We start from the raw sequence: 18,163 nt of genomic DNA, 5'->3' as shown, positions 1-18,163 counted from the left end.
GCTTTTCCCCACAGGAAAGTGTACATTATAACTCCTTGGAGATAGATAAGGTATTTCATTTCTATAAAAGCCGAGGTACCTTACGGTAAAACCAATTTCCAAGGTACATATTACTCAATGAATAATAGGAAAAACGTATGACCTCACGAGAACGGTTCCAACGCTGCATGCATTTTCAAACCATAGACCATGTTCCGGATATGGAATTTTCTTTCTGGGATGAAACCATCCGTCTTTGGGAAAAAGAGGGGATTCCCGGAGGGCTGGACACCCATCAGAAACGCGAGCTCTATTTCGGACTGGAACGACGATTTAAACTTCCTGTGGAAGTGAATCTTTTCCCCGCCGAAACCATCCGTGAAGCCGGTATCAAAGACGGATATCGGTACTATTATGACGAAGACATGGTCTTGTGCCGTACCCCTGCTGACGGCATCACAACCATGCCGGAGCACATCGAATATTCGCTCAAATCCCGTAAAGACTGGGAGACGCTGTTTAAACCGCGGCTCGACCCCGATACACCGGGCCGGATTCCCAGCGATCTCTCAGCCCGGGTAGAAAAAAGTATCGAGCAGGATTTCATCCCTTACATTTATGCGGGATCTCTTTTTGGCCGTATACGGAATTTTGTGGGTTTTGCCGAAATTTGCTACCTGATGTATGATGATCCGGACCTGGTGGACGAGATGATCCAGCATATGGCGAACCTTTCCTGCGAAATGATGAAACGCGCACTTTCCCAGGTAAGCGGCAAGGTATCTCATGCCTGGTTTTGGGAGGATATTTGTTTCAATAACGGTCCGATGATCTCGCCGGATTATTTCCGGGAGCATATCGTCCCCCGATACCGGCAGATAAATGCAGTGCTCCGGGAAAACGGTATCGATATCATCTTTGTGGACTGCGACGGCTGGATCGGGCCTCTGGTGGATTCGTGGCTCGATGCCGGGATCAACGTAATGTTTCCTCTGGAGAGGAACGGCAGCTCCGATCCGCTGATGTTTCGAAAAAAATACGGCAGGAGTATTCTCCTCTCCGGCGGAGTTGACAAAACCAAAATCGCCAGGGGAGGCGATACAATTGTCCGTGAGTTGGAATACCTTGCCCCCCTTGTTGAGGAAGGCGGATATATTCCTCACTGCGACCACCTCATCCCGGCGGATGTTTCCCTGGAAAACTACCGGTTCTACCTTCACAAAAAACGTGAAATGTTCGGTATTCCGCAGCGTGAAGAACGTATCCGTGAATATCCCGGAGAAGATTGAAGTGATAGTCTGAACCAGTGATGCGCGTGATTAAAAAATGATAAATCTGATGAACCACATAGCATTTCATCATCTTTTCATCAGTTGTATCAAGCGCATCACTGGTTCAGACTATCTGTTAAAAACGTTATGTAGTGATGTAATAAGACTGTCATTTCAGAAAATTGGGGATGGTCAGTTAATTATTCTGGTTGCAAGAAATACCAAAAATATTGTATATTTAACAGATTGATAAGGTTTTTTTATGGAAGACAGAAAAAGCGACGGATATTGGATGAAGCTCGCGCTTGCCGAGGCGGGAAAAGCGCTTGAGCTCGGCGAAACCCCGGTGGGAGCGGTGATTGTAAAAGACAACCGGCTGGTCGGGAGGGGCGGAAACCGGGTGGAAACCCTCCGCGACCCGACCGCTCATGCCGAAATCATCGCCATCGGCGCTGCCGCGGAAGCAACCGGATATGAACGGCTTCTCGATTCCACGATGTATGTGACACTGGAGCCGTGTCCCATGTGCGCCGGGGCGATTGTACTGTCCCGTATCCCGCGGCTGGTGTACGGAGCGGCCGATCCGAAGATGGGCGCCTGCGGGAGCCGGTACGATATCTGCCGTGACCCCACGCTCAACCACGTGGTCGAGGTTTCGTCCGGGGTTCTGGAGGAGGAGTGTTCCGGCATTCTCCGGGATTTCTTCCGTACGCTGCGCAGTGAACGGAGAGGTGCCAGAGCGGTTGAATGGGGCGGTCTCGAAAACCGTTGATGACTTGTCATCCCAGGGTTCGAATCCCTGCCTCTCCGCCAATTAGAATAGGGCGCTACTTCAAAGAGGGAACGGAAGGTACCTTCCGTCGAGAAATTGAGGCGGCGCTCTTTTAAAATAAAGTTCGAACCAATCTTTTCCAGAAATTCTTTCTGGGATTCAAAATTTCCCTCTTCCATCGCGCAATGCGCTAATGTTTCTTTTACTACCGTTGTGAAGATTGAATCAGGAGATTCAAAGCATCCTACAATCCAAACAATAGCGGGAATTGCTAAAGCTCTGGAAATTTCAATAGATAAATTGATAAGTCAGGGATAGCGTCATTATAAGAGAGTTGTCTTATCAAGTAAAAGCTGTTGCCTTCGGTGATTATAAAATCCTTTCCAAATGCATTAACACGAGATTAAGTTCAAACAGCATTTTTAGGTTCTCCAAAGAGGTAAATAATGCCTAAGAAGAAATGTAAAAAATGCTGGGTGCCGTTGGAAGGTTTTCTCTACAAAAGGGTCGCCGTAAAGTTGTTCAGGGTAAAACCCTCTGAAAAAGAGCCGGATGTATGTAATAAGTGTGGAAGAAAAGAATAGGGGGATTACTTCCAGGTTTAAAAAATTACTTGACAAATAATCTTTATTCTGTTATTTTGGCAATGATTTTCATTATCATAGTATAAGGATAGATTTCTATGGTCTGGGAAAGAGAAGAAAAAATATTTGAAGATTATCTTGCTGCCAAGAAGCTTAAACACAGCGAACAGAGGAGAGAAATACTGTATATCTTCTTAAACACAGATAAACACCTAACTGCTAATGAACTTTATAGAATTGTTCAAAAGAAATACCCAACCATAGGAAATGCTACTATCTATCGGACACTTAAGTTGCTTTGTGAATGTGGCCTTTGCCGCGAACTAAAATTAGAGGATGACACGGCTAGATACGAACATCTCTATGGCCACCAACACCACGACCATCTCATCTGTACTAAGTGCGGTAGATTAGTAGAAGTAGTGGATCCGGAGATTGAACGTTTGCAGGAAAGAATGGCTAAACTTCATGGATTCTATCCCGAAAGGCACCGTATGGAACTATACGGCGTATGCAAAAGATGTAAAAAATAGGGTTTTATTTTTTTGTCTTTATAATGATAACGAATATCAATATCATAATTACAAATCACCGATGTTTCCCAAATCGGTCCCTGTAAAGGAGGTGAATGTTTTTAAGGAACAGGGAAGCACAGTAAATGAAAAAAAGGAGATAAGTAAAATGCAGTTAAAAAAGTTGGTTATGCTAATAGGGTTTTTAGTATGGGGTATGGGTTCATTGATACCACCCAATGTATTATTTGCGCAGGAAGGTTACTTTACCACCTACGGACACGAGGTTGAAAAAGGCGAAATAGAGTTTATGCTTATGATTGACCACACCTCGCCATCAAAGGTAGATAGAGAAGAAGGGCAGCGCAACTTCTTATCGCAGATGCCAAAAATCGGTTATAACCCAACCGACCAGTTGGAACTTGAATTAATGGTGGAATCATTTCAGGAATTCGGAACAGGAATTTCCAAATTCACCGGCTTCCGTTTTGAAACGAGGTATCGTTTGTTTAAAAAAGAAGTTTTCCTGAATCCGACTATTTATTTTGAATTTGAAGATCTGGACCCAGAAACAAGATTTAAAATGGAAACCAGCGGCTGGATGATACCACCTTACGAAGAAAAAGCAGAAGAACCCAAACGCGAAAAAATTCTTGAATCGCGCTTTATTCTTTCGCAGAACATCGGAAACTGGAACATTGCATTTAACTGGATTAATGAAACCGATACCCGAACAGGAGCAACTCCTTTCGGTTATTCAATGGGAGCAATGTATAAACTTACCCCTTACGAAGCAAGTATCTATTCCTGTCCGATGCATCCTGATGTGGTATCCGATAAACCTGGCGAATGCAGCAAATGTGGAATGAAACTTACAGGAAAAGGCGATAAAAAAAATATTGTAGCCAGCACTTTAACATTTGAATTTCTGGGAGGATTAGGGGATAACAAAAAAATGGGAATAATTCCATGGCGGCAGGAACATTATTTTCAGCCAGGCATTATGTTCCACCTTCAGAGTGGTCTTATGTTTAGTACTGGATTTGCCATTGGACTTACCGATGCCAGTGACGATATAACTCGTATTATGCTGATGAAAATGTTCTGAGAACTTATTATCTGACTTCACAGTACTTGAACAAACAGCAGGGTAGCGCACAACAGCACATTGGCGTCTATGGCGGGTTTCGTGAATAATCGAACTGTATCGTTTCTATCAAACTTTGTTGATAATGTGATAGTTTTGTACACCGAAATCCGCCACATCGCAAATCTGCAAACCGTTCGCTGCAAGCATTTGACAATAAAAACGACATGAACATTGATGATGCGGTAAAAAGTATTAAAAAGCTCTCTGAATTGACGAAAACCTCACCCGGCCTTCGGCCACCCTATCCTAATTAGGAGATGGCAAGAATAAGGCGCATAATGAGTTACCCCCTCTCCTGACTAGGAGAGGGGGACAGCCCTGCCTCTCCGCCAATTTTTTTTTGTATACAATTTTTTCAGCGGATAATTTTATAAGGGCAGAAAAGTTCTTTACCCTGCCTGATCCAAAAGGTATATTTATTTTCTTTTTAGGTGGAGAGGTGTCCGAGAGGCCGAAGGAGCACGACTGGAAATCGTGTACTGGCAACCCCAGTCGAGGGTTCAAATCCCTCCCTCTCCGCCAGAGAAGCTTTGCATATCACCCGCACTATCCCGCAGTACACATCCCAGTTTATTGAAATTCTTTCATTATTATGTGTTTTTTCCCCACTTTCCCCATGAAATATATTACATTTTCGGATATTCATTACACTGAGCCGGATTATCATCTCTTATTGCTCGTAGAAATGCACTCTTGGGCGTTATCCCACGCGCCTACATTAATCCGATTTATGAAGAAGTTAAAAAGGTTGCCGTGGGGACACAAATGACTCTATCTCAGAAAAGAGAAAATGCGATAGCGTTCTTTGGGAAAATGGGAATAACACCAGACCGTATATTTTCCAAACTCGAAGTGCAGGGCAAGGAAGATATTACTCTTGCGCACCTTGAGACGCTTATCGGGCTAAAGACCGCAATACGCGATAATGAGATTTCTATTGATACTGCTTTCCCCATAGAACCAGTTGCACCTAAAACAAGTGGTAATGTTGGTGCATTTGATACAACCAAGAAACCAGAACCATCCGTAGAAAAAGCGACTGATGAATTAGTAGACGAGATAAATCAGTCTGCGGAAAGGATTAAACAATCCGTCCCCGAACCTTCTACCGAACCTTTTCTTAAACCTGAACCGTTGCAGAAAGCAGTAATTGAAGAAGAAAGTGAACCAGCACGTAGAGGCAGACCACCTAAATTAAACTTAGTGTAAGCAAGGAAAGGAAGTATTTAAAAATGATTCGTGCTGGATTGCCATTTGGCGATGTTTTGTTAATATTAGTATTTTTGTGGATGTTTTTCGCAGTTATTATCGGTGTATATACTACAAAACTTAAGGGAAAGCATTTAAAAATTGCACTACGAGCATTAGGAGCGGCAGTAACGTCACTTGTTTTTGTAATAGTTGTTATCAACCTAATAGCACTTTTATTCAATTAATAACATCAAAAACAAAGGGAGCGGTTAAATGAAAAGAATTATTGGATGTTTCGTAATGTTTCTCGTAATCATAGTTATCACAAGCGGTTGCGGTTGTGCTCGTATCGACACTGGAGAAATTGGATTAAGAAAAGAATTTACAGGTACAATCCAACCGCAGAATCTTAATGTTGGGCTTCATCAAACAGTTATCGGCGATGTTATTGTATTCGCATCTAAAGAAATATTGCTCACGGAAGAGGGGATAACACCTGCATCGAAGGATAAGTCAACATTAAAAGACTTTGACATTAATTTTACCTATATTGTGCAAGAGTCTGCCATGTTCGACCTTTATACTAAGTATTCGGCGACAGCGCATATGCACGAAAAGGGAAGCAAAGAGACATTTCTAATGGCAAATTTTGTTAGGGCTATTGTCCGTGCATCAGCTTATTCGGCAGTGGCAGAATATAATGCACTTGAGGTTAATAATAACAGAAAAGCCATTGAAGATCGTATTAAAGTTCTTGCAAATGAAAAGCTTGTCAGTGAAAAACTTGGAGGTAAAGTCGCCGTTAATCTTGTAAACATCAAGAACATTCAACTTGCAGATGAAATTGTAGCAAGTGCCAATATGGTGTCTAACGTCCAGAATCAACTTACTGCAAAAAAGACGGAAGTTGAAATAGCGAATCAGGAAGCATTGAGAATTAAAGCTCTTTCGGCACAAAGTGGTTCTCAATACACAAATTTATTGACTGCACAGGCGACATTAAAAACTGCTGAGGCATTATATGAGGCGGCTAAGAACGGTTCTGCTATTTGGGTAGTGCCACAGAATTTTACGGCTCTTGGTGGTATAGGCAACCTTACCGCAAAGAAGCAGTAAGAATAAAAACCTATTAATGGGGACTATCCTTCGACACACAGAAGGCACGCAAGCGGGTGAAATCAACGCTGAGATATGACGAATCTCGGTTATCCTGTTCGAGATGTAGATGCTCGTAGTCAAAGCAAGGAGCGTAAGTTGATTTGTAGCCCCACCTTAAAAATAATAAAGGGGAGAAGAGTAATGGAATCTCAAACAGTAAGTAGCGAAGGTAAGGTTATTAGTGGTTTCAGCAGGGAGAATGCACATGGTTACTGCAATGGTACTGCTCACTGTCGAGCGCGAAAAAATAAATCAGGTGGCGGAGGGAATCGCTGAACTTGAAGGAATTTCTGAAGTCTATTCCGTCGGCGGCAGATATGATCTAGTAGCAATCATCCGTGTCCCCAACAATGAAAAGATGGCTGAACTCGTTACCGGAAGCCTTCTCAAGATCGAAGGAATCAAGACTTCTGAAACACTCCTGGCTTTCAAAGTGTATTCCAAGCACGATCTTGAGAGCATGTTTGCCATCGGCATGGAAGAATGAGTAAAAAACGGCATTGACAGAAGGTATGAGAAAAAGGGAAAAAGGAGTAATAATGGCTGATTTTACCTGGGACTTCCCCTATCCCTCAAAACGTATGCCGATACTGGCTAAAAATGTGGTAGCTTCATCCCATCCTCTGGCTGCGCAGGCCGGTTTGAAAATGCTTCAAATGGGGGGAAATGCAGTGGATGCGGCGGTTGCGACAGCAATAACTTTAACGGTTGTGGAACCGAATAACAATGGAATGGGGAGCGACGCTTTTGCGATCGTTTGGGATGGGAAGAAACTTCAGGGACTGAATGCTTCCGGGAAATCCCCCAAAGCCCTGAGTCCAAAATCATTCGCCGGCATGCAGACTATACCTTCACAGGGCTGGGGACCGACTACAGTGCCCGGAGCGGTCTCCGCCTGGATGACGCTCCATGAGAAATACGGGAAACTGCCGTTCTGCCAGCTTTTCATGGCAGCGATAGACTATGCCGAGAACGGGTATCTCCTGACTCCTGTTATCGGGGCAAGCTGGAATTCCCTCGTGGAAACCTACAAGGATTATCCGGATTGGAAAAATACTTTTCTCTTTGACGGCAAACCTCCCAAAATCGGGGAAAAGGTGGTTTTCAAATATCATGCCCGGACGCTTAAACAAATTATGGAGACAAAGGGGGAAGCCTACTACCGGGGCGAAATCGCGAAAAAAATTGTTGCCCATTCCAAAAAAACCGGCGGATATTTCAGCCTGGAGGATTTCGCCGAGCATAAACCGATGTGGGTTGATCCCGTATCCATGGAGTATCGCGGATATACACTGAATGAGATTCCACCCAACGGTCAGGGCATCGCCGCGCTCATCATGCTCGGAATCTTGAAGAACTTCGATATGCAGAAATATCCGGTGGATTCGGCGGACAGCCTTCACCTGCAGATCGAGGCGATGAAACTGGCTTTTGCAGATGCCCGGCGCTATGTGGCAGACCCCTCATACATGACGGTGAAACCGGCGGACATGCTCAATCCCGCTTATCTCGCAGAGCGGGCAAAGCTCATCGACATGAAACAGGCGAAAAATCCCTCCTGGGGAACTCCCCCGCGCGGAGGCACCGTTTACCTGACCGCCGCCGATTCAAATGGCATGATGGTATCCTATATTCAATCCAATTTCTGGAGTTTCGGCTCCGGGATTGTTATTCCGGAAACCGGTATTCCGCTCCAGAACCGGGGTTTGGGATTCACCCTCGAGGAGGGTCATCCGAACCGGGTGGGCGGAGGAAAACGCCCTTTCCATACCATTATACCGGCGTTTGTCACTCAGAAAGGCAAACCGGTCATGAGCTTCGGGGTGATGGGAGGCGCCATGCAGCCCCAGGGTCACGCGCAGATGATGATCAGAATTTTCGATTACCACCAGAATCCGCAGGCGGCTGCCGACGGGCCCCGCTGGCAGGTGATGAAAGACCTTGAAGTAGCCCTGGAGCCGCGGGTTAAACCTGAAACGGTCAATGAACTGGCCGCTCGCGGACACAAGATTGTAAGTATCGATGAGCCGATGTACGGCGGCGCCCAGCTTATTTACAAACTTGCGGACGGTTACTGCGCCGGTTCAGAGCCTCGAAAGGACGGCCAGGCGGTCGGTTTTTAAAGAATGAACCCTCGTGCTCAGTCGTAAAACAAAGAAACGCCGGAGAACTCGAAGGCGCCGGGAAATGAGCTTGACATGAAACGGCGAATTTGGTAAAATAGCATCTTCTTGTCCCAATACGGTTCACTTTAACGAAAAAAGGAAGGATTTTTAACCACGAAACACACGAAAGGCACGAAAAATGATTTTATTAAAAAAATGAATAACAAATTTCGTGTTTTTCGTGACTTTCGTGGTTCAAAATTTTTTAAATGAACTGTATTGCTTCTTGCCCGTATTTTCGCCAGGGAGAAATATATGGAAGAAATCCGCGATTTCAAGTCGCTGATAAACCGGCTTAACAGCATCGGCATAGCGCTTTCTTCTGAGCATAATCTCAGCAAACTCCTTGAGATGATTGTGAGTGAACTGCGGGATTTCACACGGTCTGAAGGCGGGAGCCTGTACATCAAGAGGGGTGATGAACTTTCGTTCGAAGTGGCTCAGAACCAAATCCTTTTCCTCCGTCTTGGATATGTGCCGTTCAAAACATTCCGGATTCCGATTGATCATAAAAGCATTTCCGGTTACGTTGCATCAACCGGTTCCCTGATCAACATTCCCAATCTCGACGAGGCCGGAAGCGATCTGCCTTTCAGCTTGGAGACCACTCGTTATTTCGATAAAAAAAATAGCCTGAAAACCGTTTCGATGCTTGTCGTTCCCATGAAGAATCATAAGGATGAGATTATCGGAGTCGTCCAGCTTATGAATTCACATGACGAGATGGGGCATCCGATACCCTATGATTCGTGGATGCAGGAGCTGGTCGTCTCTCTCGCATCCCAGGCGGCGGTTGCGATAACCAATTCGGTGCTCATTCAGAACATCAAGAACCTGTTCGAGGGCCTGGTTACCTATTCCGCCCAGGCGATCGATGCGCGGAGCCCGCACACAGCCGGTCATTCCATGCGTGTTTCTCATCTTGTAATGAGTCAGGCGGAATGCATAAATAAATGTAAGGAAGGGCAATTCGAACATGTTGATTTTTCCGAGGAGGAGATGGATGAGCTGCGTATGGCATCCTGGCTCCATGATATCGGAAAAATCGGGGTGCGGGAATATGTACTCGACAAAGTGAACAAGCTCTCTGATGAGGTAATCGGAGGGATTGTCAACCGATTTGACTATATCAAAAAGGATAGGGAAAACCGGGCCAACCTCCGCAAACTGGAACTGATAAATTCGGGCGGCCTGTCATCGAAGGAACGGGAATTAATTGAAAATGAATCCGAACGTGAAATAATTGAGATCGATTCCGACATTGACCTCATACTCCGCATGAACAAACCCGGTTTTTACCCGGAGGAAGAATATGAACGCCTCCAGCGTATCGGCGCCAAAAAGTATTGCAGCATCGAAGGCAGGGAATGTCCTTGCCTTGAACCGTTCGAGTTGGAACATCTCCTGGTGAGAAAGGGTAATTTGACAGAAAAAGAACGCGGAGAAATCCAGAGCCATGTTCACCATACACTTACCATTCTCGAAAAACTTCCCTTTACCGAAGAGCTCAGTAACATTCCCCGGTATGCCGCGGCTCATCATGAAATGCTGAACGGAACAGGGTATCCGAAGGGACTGAAGGGGGAGGAGATACCGCTCCAGTCAAGAATCATTGCAGTGGCGGATATATTCGAGGCATTGACAGCCAAGGATCGGCCTTACAAACCCCCGATGTCGCTGGAAACAGCCTTGAAAGTTCTCCAGACTGAGGCGAAAACCGGAAAACTGGACCCTGCAATTGTCGAACTGTTCGTGGCCGATGAAATCTATAAATCGGTCTGAAAGAAAAAAGAAAAAATTTAGACAGGATTAACAAGATTAACAAGAATAGAGCAAAAGATAAGAGGTAAAATGAGGTAAAATCTTATAGAATCTTGTGAATCATGTTAAAAAATAATTTTTAGGTCTCGGAAGGAGTTGCAATGGAACAGACGCTGCTTTTGATCAAGCCGAATGTGGTGGAAGATCATAAAATCGGAAAGGTAATCTCTTTACTTGAAGAAAAAGGGCTGTTGATAAAGGATATGAAGATGGAGATTCTGACCAGGGAGCGCGCGGAAGGATTCTATGATATCCATAACGGAAGACCGTTTTTCCATCCTCTGGTAGATTTCATGACCCACGGTCCGATAGTCGAGATGGTTCTGGAGCGTGAAGACTGTTTGCAGTATGTACGGAGCGTTGTCGGCGATACCGATCCTCAGAAAGCAGCCGAGGGAACGATTCGAAGGCTTTATGGGAGAAGCATCACCCAGAACGCCGTACATGCTTCCGATTCCATTGAAAATGCCCTCAAAGAGATACAGTATATTTTCTCCGAATGCGGCTGAATCATATCTAAGCATGGCCAGCGCCATTTCCCTGGCCATCCCCCAGATATTTAAATTAATTTTTTGTAACTCTTTATGATGCTTATCTTTCCACGAAAATATATTTTTTAAAAATATTCTTGGGTTAATGCATCCCCTCTGTCCTTCGGACATCCCCCCTTATTAAGGGGGGAATCATGTTGGCAGGCAGCTTTTACCCCCTTAATAAGGGGGTCGCCGCTTAATGCGGCGGGGGGATTTTGTCTAAAGAGCAGATAAGTGATATGTCATATCTATCACAGAATAAAAAATGGGGGAAGGCCAGATTCCCGGTTCTCCATTGACTTATTTCATGTAAATCATTACGTTAGGCGTATCCATAATTCTCTATCACCCATCGTATTGCATAAAGGAATCCCTGTTCATGAAAGTCGGTTTTATACAATTCAGGTCGGTATTCGGTGATATCGCCGCCAATATCGAGACCATGAAAAATCTCATCGCTTCGGTGGAGGCAGATCTCCTGGTTCTGCCAGAGTTGGCAACCACCGGGTACACGTTCACTTCAGAGGAGGAACTCGCCCGGATAGCGGAGCCGTTTGACAATTCCCCCAGCCTGGACGAGCTTTCTGTGCTTGCCGGTGTAAAAAACTGCGGGCTGGTGGTCGGATTCGGAGAGATCAGCCGGGGAACTCTTTTCAACTCGGCGGCGCTTCTCCGTCCGGACGGGTCACGGGAACTTTATCGTAAGATTCATCTTTTCGGGGCTGAGAACCTGTTCTTTCAACCCGGCGACATCCCTTTCGCAGTGCATGAGCTGAACGGGATCAGGCTTGGGATAATGATCTGTTTCGACTGGTACTTCCCGGAATCGGTCCGGGTGCTCGCCCTGAAGGGCGCTGAGATTATCTGCCATCCGGTGAACTTTGTCCTGCCCTGGGGCCAGCGCTCAATGATAGTCCGCAGCCTTGAGAACCGTGTATTCAGCATTACCGCCAACCGCTATGGAGTGGAGAGCCGGGGGGATTACTCGTTCACTTTCACCGGCGCAAGCCAGATCATATCGCCTTACGGTGAGATACTGGCCGCCGCTCCTGCGGAAGGTGAATCGGTTGCAGTGGTGGAAATCGATCCCGCACTGGCTAGAAACAAGAAAATCAACCGCTACAACGACCTGTTCGAGAGCCGCAGGCCCGAATTCTATCGCCGGATATCTGAACCATAAACTCAGGAGAAAGCTCCAGTCCATGTTTCCTCTTTACAGCGACCGGCCGATTTCCACATTTCCTTTTATCACGATCCTCCTTATCATCATCAATGTGATCGTTTTCTGGATGCAGATAACCACACCGGGTTCGATCGACCGGTCGGTATTCGCATACGGGATGGTTCCCTTCAACTTTTTCCATCCCGGAAAGGCACACCTCCCCGGACAGCTTCATCCTCACCTGGCGCTCCTGACCAGCATGTTCATGCACGGCGGTTTCCTTCATCTCGGCGGCAACATGCTCTATCTCTGGGTTTTCGGCCGTAATATCGAGGATGATTTCGGCCATTTCCGCTTCCTCCTCTTCTACCTTGCTGCGGGAATCCTGGCCACCTTGGCATTTGCCTACGCTTTTCCATCTTCAAACATTCCCCTGGTCGGCGCTTCGGGAGCGATCGCCGGAGTGCTGGGCGCTTATTTCCTCCGGTTCCCCGCCTCGCGAATTCATACCCTGGTCATTTTCATCATTTTCATACGGATAATTCCCATACCGGCTTTCTTTATCCTTGGGCTGTGGTTTTTCATTCAGATAGGCTCTTCCGCCCTCACCTTCACCACCTCTGCCGGCGCCGCCGGACAGGGCGGGATAGCATTCATCTCCCATGTCGCCGGATTCGTTTTCGGCATGGTGTTTACCATCTGGTGGCTCCGGAGGAATTTCCATAGTAGGGGAAGGCACGCGTGAAAAAAACAGGAGTCTGGAGATGGATTCATTTTTTTCGTTCCTCTCTTTTCGTGAAATGCTATATTGTCTTTCGTAGGTTTGCCATTAGATAAGATTCGCGATCGTATATAGATGCCGAAACAAGTTCGGCATGACACGTGTCATTCTGAACTCGTTTCAGTATCTAAATGTGCAACCAAGGCGAAATATTTTCAAAAAATACTTACCAAATGACATAACCGGATTTTCTTTTTTATCTTCTACATTTGCAGGGAAACAAATCAAAGCGTGTGAGATTAAACCTTGAGAATTTCATATGACGCCGAGGTGGATGTTCTTTACATCCGATTTTTAGAAAAAACAGTGACAACACAGCATATTACAGAAGGTATTTCGGTTGATTATGCTGCGGATGGTCATATTGCCGGAATAGAAATACTGGATGCGGTAAATCGATTCGGCGACCCAGAAGTTTTCCGAAAAGTTATTCTTGAAGATGTGGGACTGACAAAACATGTTTCTATCTGAAGGAGTAAACCCTATGAATTCCAATACCCACCCCAATTTCACCTCCCTTGCTTCCTCAATCCGGGGATTCACCCCGACTCAGCGGCGGCTGGCCGGTCCCATTCCCACCATCGCACTTACTCCAGTGGCCGACGGCCGCACCGGCGCCTATGAAGGAAATGTTGAAAAAACCTGGAGGATGGTGGAAAAGGTTTACAATCTCATCACCCAAAAGGTGAAACTCCCCGATGGTACCCCCGTGCGGGTGGTGGTCGCGCCGGAGATCGTGTACGGCGCCCGGACCGGCGCTCTTGCCCAGGAATACTATGCGAAGGAGGGGGTAAGCGCCAACATCTGGGTGAGCCGCTCCTGGGCGTACAGCGATGAACTGATGTCCGCTGCGCAGGGGCTGGGATCGAGCGAGTGGCAGCAGGCCGCCTGGGGACTGAATCAGACCGACCGTCCCGGAGCGGTATGGCTGAAAGCATTCTGCGCTGCCATGGACGAAAAGGAGCGCCCGATATTTTCCATCTATAATCCGAACCTTGAATCGGAAGACGGGGAGCTTTCACCCTTCGTCGCGGAAAGGATTGTCCGGTTCGCACGGGCTGCTTGTGCGGTCGCCGAGATGCGCGGGAAAAACTATCTTTCGGTCGGCGGAGTCTCCATGGGGATCATCGGCTCCGATGTCCGCCGCAATCTCATGCTCCACTATTTCGGCATGGGCACCGTTTCGGTGGATATGGTGGCGGTCAAAGGGCGCATGGAGCAGGAATTTTACGATCACGAGGAGTTGGAGCGCGCAGCCAAGTTCATGAAAAAATTCCGGATCGATTACGGCGCCGGAACCCGCCCCTATGCCCCTGAAGAACTCCTGCGCGAGTGCATTAAAATGACCATCATCGTCCGTGACATGATGATCGGCAATCCCCGGCTTGCCGACCCTCAGGTGGGGAAGGCCCAGGGGTTCAAAGCCGATGTGGAGCGGGCGCAGGGGAGCAACGCCATCGCCGCCGGAACCCAGGGACAGCGCGCCTGGACCGACCTCTATCCCAACTTCGACCTCACCGAATCGATCCTCAACAGTTCGTTCGACTGGAACGGATACCGCCCGCCGTTCATTGTCGCCACCGAGAATGACTCCAAGAACGGGATCGGAATGCTCGCCGCCAGCCTGCTCTCCGGCCTGCCGCAGCTTTTCGCCGATATAAGGACGAACTGGACCCCGGAAAGCATCCGCGAGAGCACCGGCGTGGACATCAGCGACATCGCTCCCGGCGGTTTCATCGACAAGCGGAATTCCGGCGCCGGGGCGCTCGATTACGCCCTGAACGTGATTTCCCTGGTCACCGAAGACGCCCCCATCGATATGCAGGATGCAGCCGACGCCATCCGTACCAGTCCCGCCCTCCGGAAAAAGCTCATGGACGCCGCCATCGCCGGAACATCCTTTCAGGCAGCGGTGCTGGAATATTTCCTGGGAGACGGCCTTTCCAGCCATTACCGGACTCCCGGCGGCATTCCCATGACCGCTTACCGGTACAACGTGGTGGGCGACCTCGTGACCTGTTCCGTGGTGGAGGGCGAAACCATAGACCTCCCGGAGGAGGCGGCGGAGCATGTGAGCAAACGCACCGACCCCACCTGGCCGGAGACCTTCTGGACCCCCTGGGATATGTCCTCGTTCGACTACATGTCCCTTATCGGCCCGAACCACGACGGCAACTCATTCGGCCTCATCGGCGCAGACCTTATCACCCTGAACGCCATGCTCCGTATTCCGGTGGATTTCCATAACATCCCCGAAGACCAGATCTTCCGGCCGACCATGTGGGACCGGTACGGCGGAGACGATTTCAGGGTGTGCGAAAAGCTGGGGGCGATGTACAGGTAAAATAAGTCCATTTATGAGACAATTGCAGAAGTCGAGATTGTTTGACGCAACCCCCTTTCTGTCCTTCGGACATCCTTCCCCCTGAAGTGGGCAGGACACAGATTTACCGTGCCTGCGAAGCAGCAAAGACTGTTGAGCAACGACTTCCCTTGCCCCCGGAACGGGGGAAAGGGACAGAGGGTTAGGGGGCTGTAGTAAAAAAACTGGTTTTCTTTTTACGTATAACACAGCTTTTGCAAAAGCCTCTTATAAAAAAGATAAGGGCGTCAAAATAGGCGTTCTTTTTTGAAATGAGCTCATGTTTATAATGGAGACGAAATTATAGCCGGACATCACTGTCGGAAGATACTATCCCTCGTACCAGGATTCTGTCTTCACCGATCCCGGTTCAGGATGAATATCTCGGAATCGTCCGGGGGGGCCGGGTTCAGGCGGGAGGAGATGAACGCGAAGACTATCAATCCGACACTGTCGGTTGCAAAGTCAAAGAAATCGCAGAATCTTCCCTGAACAAAGAGCTGGTGAATTTCGTCCGAAGCGGCGTAAAGTAACCCGAACGCGATGGTCAGGCGGAGAGGTTGAAATGAGGGCTGAGGAAACCGGAAAGCGCGGTAAAGGAAGATGCCGAACAGCCCGAATTCGAGAAAGTGGACCAGTTTGTCCCCATAATCGAAAGGAAGAGAGGGAAGTTTGTATCCCGGAAACGAGGAAAGGGAAAAAATAACAATTGCGTAAAGGAGCGCTGGCCCCTGAAAGATGAAAAAGAGTTTGATTCGATGAAAATCCATATCGGCTTGAGAACCTTTTTTGACAGGATTTACAAGACAGGATTTTTAAATTCTTGTTTTTCCTAATCTTGTGAATCCTGTTAATCCTGTCCAATATTTTCTGGTTTATACTATTTATTTCTCTGCGAACTTTGCGAACTTTGCGAGAGAAAATCTCTTTATTCTGTCTTCTGGTTACTGTCTTCTGTATTCTTTTTTCCTCGAACAATATGGACTTTCCGTGAGCCGGGGATAACCCGGCCAATACGATAGACTGTTTCACCCGAACGCTTAAGTATCTCAGTGATTCTTTCGGCCTCGGACGGATCCACAGTCAATGTCATCCCGATTCCCATATTGAATGTGCGGTACGCTTCGGCGTCGCTGAGATTACCGGTCTCTGTAAGGAACCGGAAAAGAGGGGGGATTCCCCAGGAATCGAGATCGATCACCGCATCGAGGTGCGCCGGAAGGGTGCGGTCGATGTTTCCGGTAAATCCGCCCCCGGTAATATGGGCCATGCCGTGAAGCCCCGGGGCATGAAGAAGCGGAATGACCGAGGGACCATAGGAGCGGTGAACTGCGAGCAGCGCATCCGCAATGGTTTTCCCTGTTCCAGGCAGCAGGTCTTCCGGTTTGAGACCGGCCGTCCGGAAGAGAAGCTTCCGGGCAAGCGTGTACCCATTGGTATGGAGACCGGTGGAGGCGAGCCCGAGTATGACATCTCCCCCGGATACCCGGGAACCATCGAGAATATCACCCTGGCCGACCACGCCCACAATTACTCCGGCCAGATCGTATTCTCCGGGATGGTAGACATCGGGAAGCTCGGCCATTTCGCCCCCGATGAGAGCGCAGCCATTCTCACGGCAGGCCTGGGCGATGCCGGATATGACCGCCTGCACCAGCGTATTGTCATGTTTGGAGTAGGCCAGGTAATCCAGGAAAAAGAGCGGGACAGCGCCCATTACAAGGATGTCGTTGCAGCAGTGATTCACAAGGTCGGCGCCCACTGTGTCGTGACGGCCGGTCATGACCGCAACTTTCAGTTTCGTGCCAACCCCGTCCGCCGAAGAAACGAGCACAGGGTCATTGATCCCGGTGAAATCGGGTTTGAACAGTCCGCCGAATGCTCCGATGTCTGACAGCACCTCCGGACGAAAGGTTGACCGCACCAATTTCCGAATGTGATGTTTGGTTTCCATCGCCGCATCGATATCGACTCCGGCTTCTTTATACGCATCGTGATCCAAGAGATTTCCTTTCTCTAAAAAGGATTTTTTAATATACCTTTTTCGCTGTAGCAGTTCAAGGAAAGAGTTTCGGCGTCACTGCTCATGGAGCAATACTGAAGAAGACATGCCGAATGGGTTTCCTGATTTTCCCCGGCAAAATCAGGGCATTGGCATCTGATCCGGCGCATTGATATAACCATTTTTAGAAAAAAAAGATTAAAAAGAAAAATTTTTAAAAAAAAAGCTTCTTATTTTCATATTTATGTTATTATATTAAAGCGCTTATAAAAAAAGCAGCCGGTTATACATATGTAAGAAAAATCATTCCCGAAATGGCTGCTGGCAGGATTATTATAAGCAATAATTTGTAATTGCTTGATTTACATATATTTTGAGGGTTTGAGAAGGCTTGTGAAAAAGTCTAAATGCCTGTTATTTTCTTTTCCGCCTAAACTCACCCCCTGACCCCCTCTCTATACTATAGAGGGGGAACTAGAAGGCTCGCAACGAGTTATCTCCTCTCTAGAATAGAGAGGAGACCAAGAGGTGAGTTTAGAAAAAGCGGGGTTTTCATTCAATAAAAGTGTTTTTCACAAGTCTTTTAGCCCGGATTATTCATAAAATGTTTTTTCACATTTCATTAAAGGGATTGATCCCCTCTGCCTGTCGGCATCTCCCCTTGTTAAGGGGAGAATTCGCCACAAGCATTTTTTATCTTTCATTTTTTCTACCCCCTTC

17 protein-coding genes and 2 tRNA genes are annotated in these 18,163 nt (G+C 47.4%); 17 read left to right on the top strand and 2 right to left on the bottom strand.

The genetic code is table 11. The features are described 5' to 3' along the window. Window positions 1-137: 137 nt before the first annotated feature. The 17 genes from Q8O92_03470 (at window position 138) to fucI (ending at window position 15,423) form a co-directional block, all read left to right on the top strand. Window positions 138-1,268 carry a uroporphyrinogen decarboxylase family protein gene (locus tag Q8O92_03470; GenBank protein MDP2982372.1) on the top strand — a complete coding sequence of 377 codons (1,131 nt, stop codon included), beginning with the start codon at window positions 138-140 and terminating at the stop codon, window positions 1,266-1,268. 244 nt (window positions 1,269-1,512) lie between these two features. Beyond that, entirely contained in the window at window positions 1,513-2,022 is a 510-nt protein-coding gene (gene tadA / locus Q8O92_03465; GenBank protein ID MDP2982371.1) for a tRNA adenosine(34) deaminase TadA, read from the top strand. Next, window positions 1,976-2,063 (top strand) — tRNA-Ser (locus Q8O92_03460). The genes tadA and Q8O92_03460 overlap by 47 nt, the downstream gene beginning before the upstream one ends. Window positions 2,064-2,704: 641 nt before the next feature. After that, complete coding sequence (locus Q8O92_03455) at window positions 2,705-3,139, top strand: transcriptional repressor (GenBank protein ID MDP2982370.1); 435 nt, start codon at window positions 2,705-2,707, stop codon at window positions 3,137-3,139. Further along, a complete protein-coding gene (locus tag Q8O92_03450) occupies window positions 3,075-4,226 on the top strand; it encodes a heavy metal-binding domain-containing protein (GenBank protein MDP2982369.1) in 1,152 nt (383 codons plus the stop codon). Before Q8O92_03455 ends, Q8O92_03450 begins: the two co-directional genes overlap by 65 nt. 475 nt (window positions 4,227-4,701) lie before the next feature. Continuing rightward, window positions 4,702-4,790: transfer RNA gene (locus Q8O92_03445), tRNA-Ser, on the top strand. Window positions 4,791-4,961: 171 nt separating this feature from the next. Continuing rightward, window positions 4,962-5,477 (top strand): hypothetical protein, encoded by a 516-nt coding sequence (locus Q8O92_03440; GenBank protein MDP2982368.1) that lies wholly within the window; start codon window positions 4,962-4,964, stop codon window positions 5,475-5,477. Window positions 5,478-5,500: 23 nt separating this feature from the next. Further along, entirely contained in the window at window positions 5,501-5,704 is a 204-nt protein-coding gene (locus tag Q8O92_03435) for a hypothetical protein (protein ID MDP2982367.1), read from the top strand. A 28-nt stretch (window positions 5,705-5,732) separates the two neighbouring features. Beyond that, entirely contained in the window at window positions 5,733-6,575 is an 843-nt protein-coding gene (locus Q8O92_03430) for an SPFH domain-containing protein (GenBank protein MDP2982366.1), read from the top strand. A gap of 247 nt (window positions 6,576-6,822) precedes the next feature. After that, window positions 6,823-7,104: an Lrp/AsnC ligand binding domain-containing protein gene (locus Q8O92_03425; GenBank protein MDP2982365.1), complete on the top strand. Its 282-nt coding sequence runs from the start codon at window positions 6,823-6,825 to the stop codon at window positions 7,102-7,104. A gap of 52 nt (window positions 7,105-7,156) precedes the next feature. Further along, a complete protein-coding gene (gene ggt / locus Q8O92_03420; protein ID MDP2982364.1) occupies window positions 7,157-8,740 on the top strand; it encodes a gamma-glutamyltransferase in 1,584 nt (527 codons plus the stop codon). A 297-nt stretch (window positions 8,741-9,037) separates the two neighbouring features. After that, the gene (locus Q8O92_03415; protein MDP2982363.1) at window positions 9,038-10,564 is read left to right on the top strand and encodes an HD domain-containing phosphohydrolase; all 1,527 of its coding nucleotides are present in this window, start codon (window positions 9,038-9,040) and stop codon (window positions 10,562-10,564) included. A 140-nt stretch (window positions 10,565-10,704) separates the two neighbouring features. Continuing rightward, window positions 10,705-11,112, top strand: coding sequence for a nucleoside-diphosphate kinase (gene ndk, locus Q8O92_03410; protein ID MDP2982362.1), 408 nt, complete (start codon window positions 10,705-10,707; stop codon window positions 11,110-11,112). A 403-nt stretch (window positions 11,113-11,515) separates the two neighbouring features. Next, window positions 11,516-12,316, top strand: coding sequence for a nitrilase-related carbon-nitrogen hydrolase (locus Q8O92_03405; GenBank protein ID MDP2982361.1), 801 nt, complete (start codon window positions 11,516-11,518; stop codon window positions 12,314-12,316). Then, window positions 12,204-13,043 (top strand): rhomboid family intramembrane serine protease, encoded by an 840-nt coding sequence (locus Q8O92_03400; protein MDP2982360.1) that lies wholly within the window; start codon window positions 12,204-12,206, stop codon window positions 13,041-13,043. Before Q8O92_03405 ends, Q8O92_03400 begins: the two co-directional genes overlap by 113 nt. A 282-nt stretch (window positions 13,044-13,325) precedes the next feature. Continuing rightward, complete coding sequence (locus Q8O92_03395) at window positions 13,326-13,550, top strand: DUF2283 domain-containing protein (protein ID MDP2982359.1); 225 nt, start codon at window positions 13,326-13,328, stop codon at window positions 13,548-13,550. Window positions 13,551-13,563: 13 nt separating this feature from the next. Continuing rightward, window positions 13,564-15,423 (top strand): L-fucose isomerase, encoded by a 1,860-nt coding sequence (gene fucI / locus Q8O92_03390; GenBank protein ID MDP2982358.1) that lies wholly within the window; start codon window positions 13,564-13,566, stop codon window positions 15,421-15,423. Window positions 15,424-15,797: 374 nt separating this feature from the next. On the opposite strand, the gene Q8O92_03385 is transcribed toward fucI, so the two are convergent. Together Q8O92_03385 and purM are read right to left on the bottom strand one after the other, a co-directional pair. After that, window positions 15,798-16,211, bottom strand: a complete 414-nt coding sequence (locus Q8O92_03385; GenBank protein MDP2982357.1) for a VanZ family protein — start codon at window positions 16,209-16,211, stop codon at window positions 15,798-15,800. A gap of 158 nt (window positions 16,212-16,369) precedes the next feature. Then, window positions 16,370-17,443, bottom strand: coding sequence for a phosphoribosylformylglycinamidine cyclo-ligase (gene purM, locus Q8O92_03380; protein ID MDP2982356.1), 1,074 nt, complete (start codon window positions 17,441-17,443; stop codon window positions 16,370-16,372). Window positions 17,444-18,163 lie beyond the last annotated feature (720 nt).

The sequence above is a fragment of the Candidatus Latescibacter sp. genome (assembly GCA_030692375.1).
In the GTDB taxonomy this organism is placed as follows: domain Bacteria; phylum Latescibacterota; class Latescibacteria; order Latescibacterales; family Latescibacteraceae; genus JAUYCD01.
The sequence above is the reverse complement of the archived record's forward strand: the minus strand, read 5'-3'. Positions and strand labels throughout refer to the sequence as shown.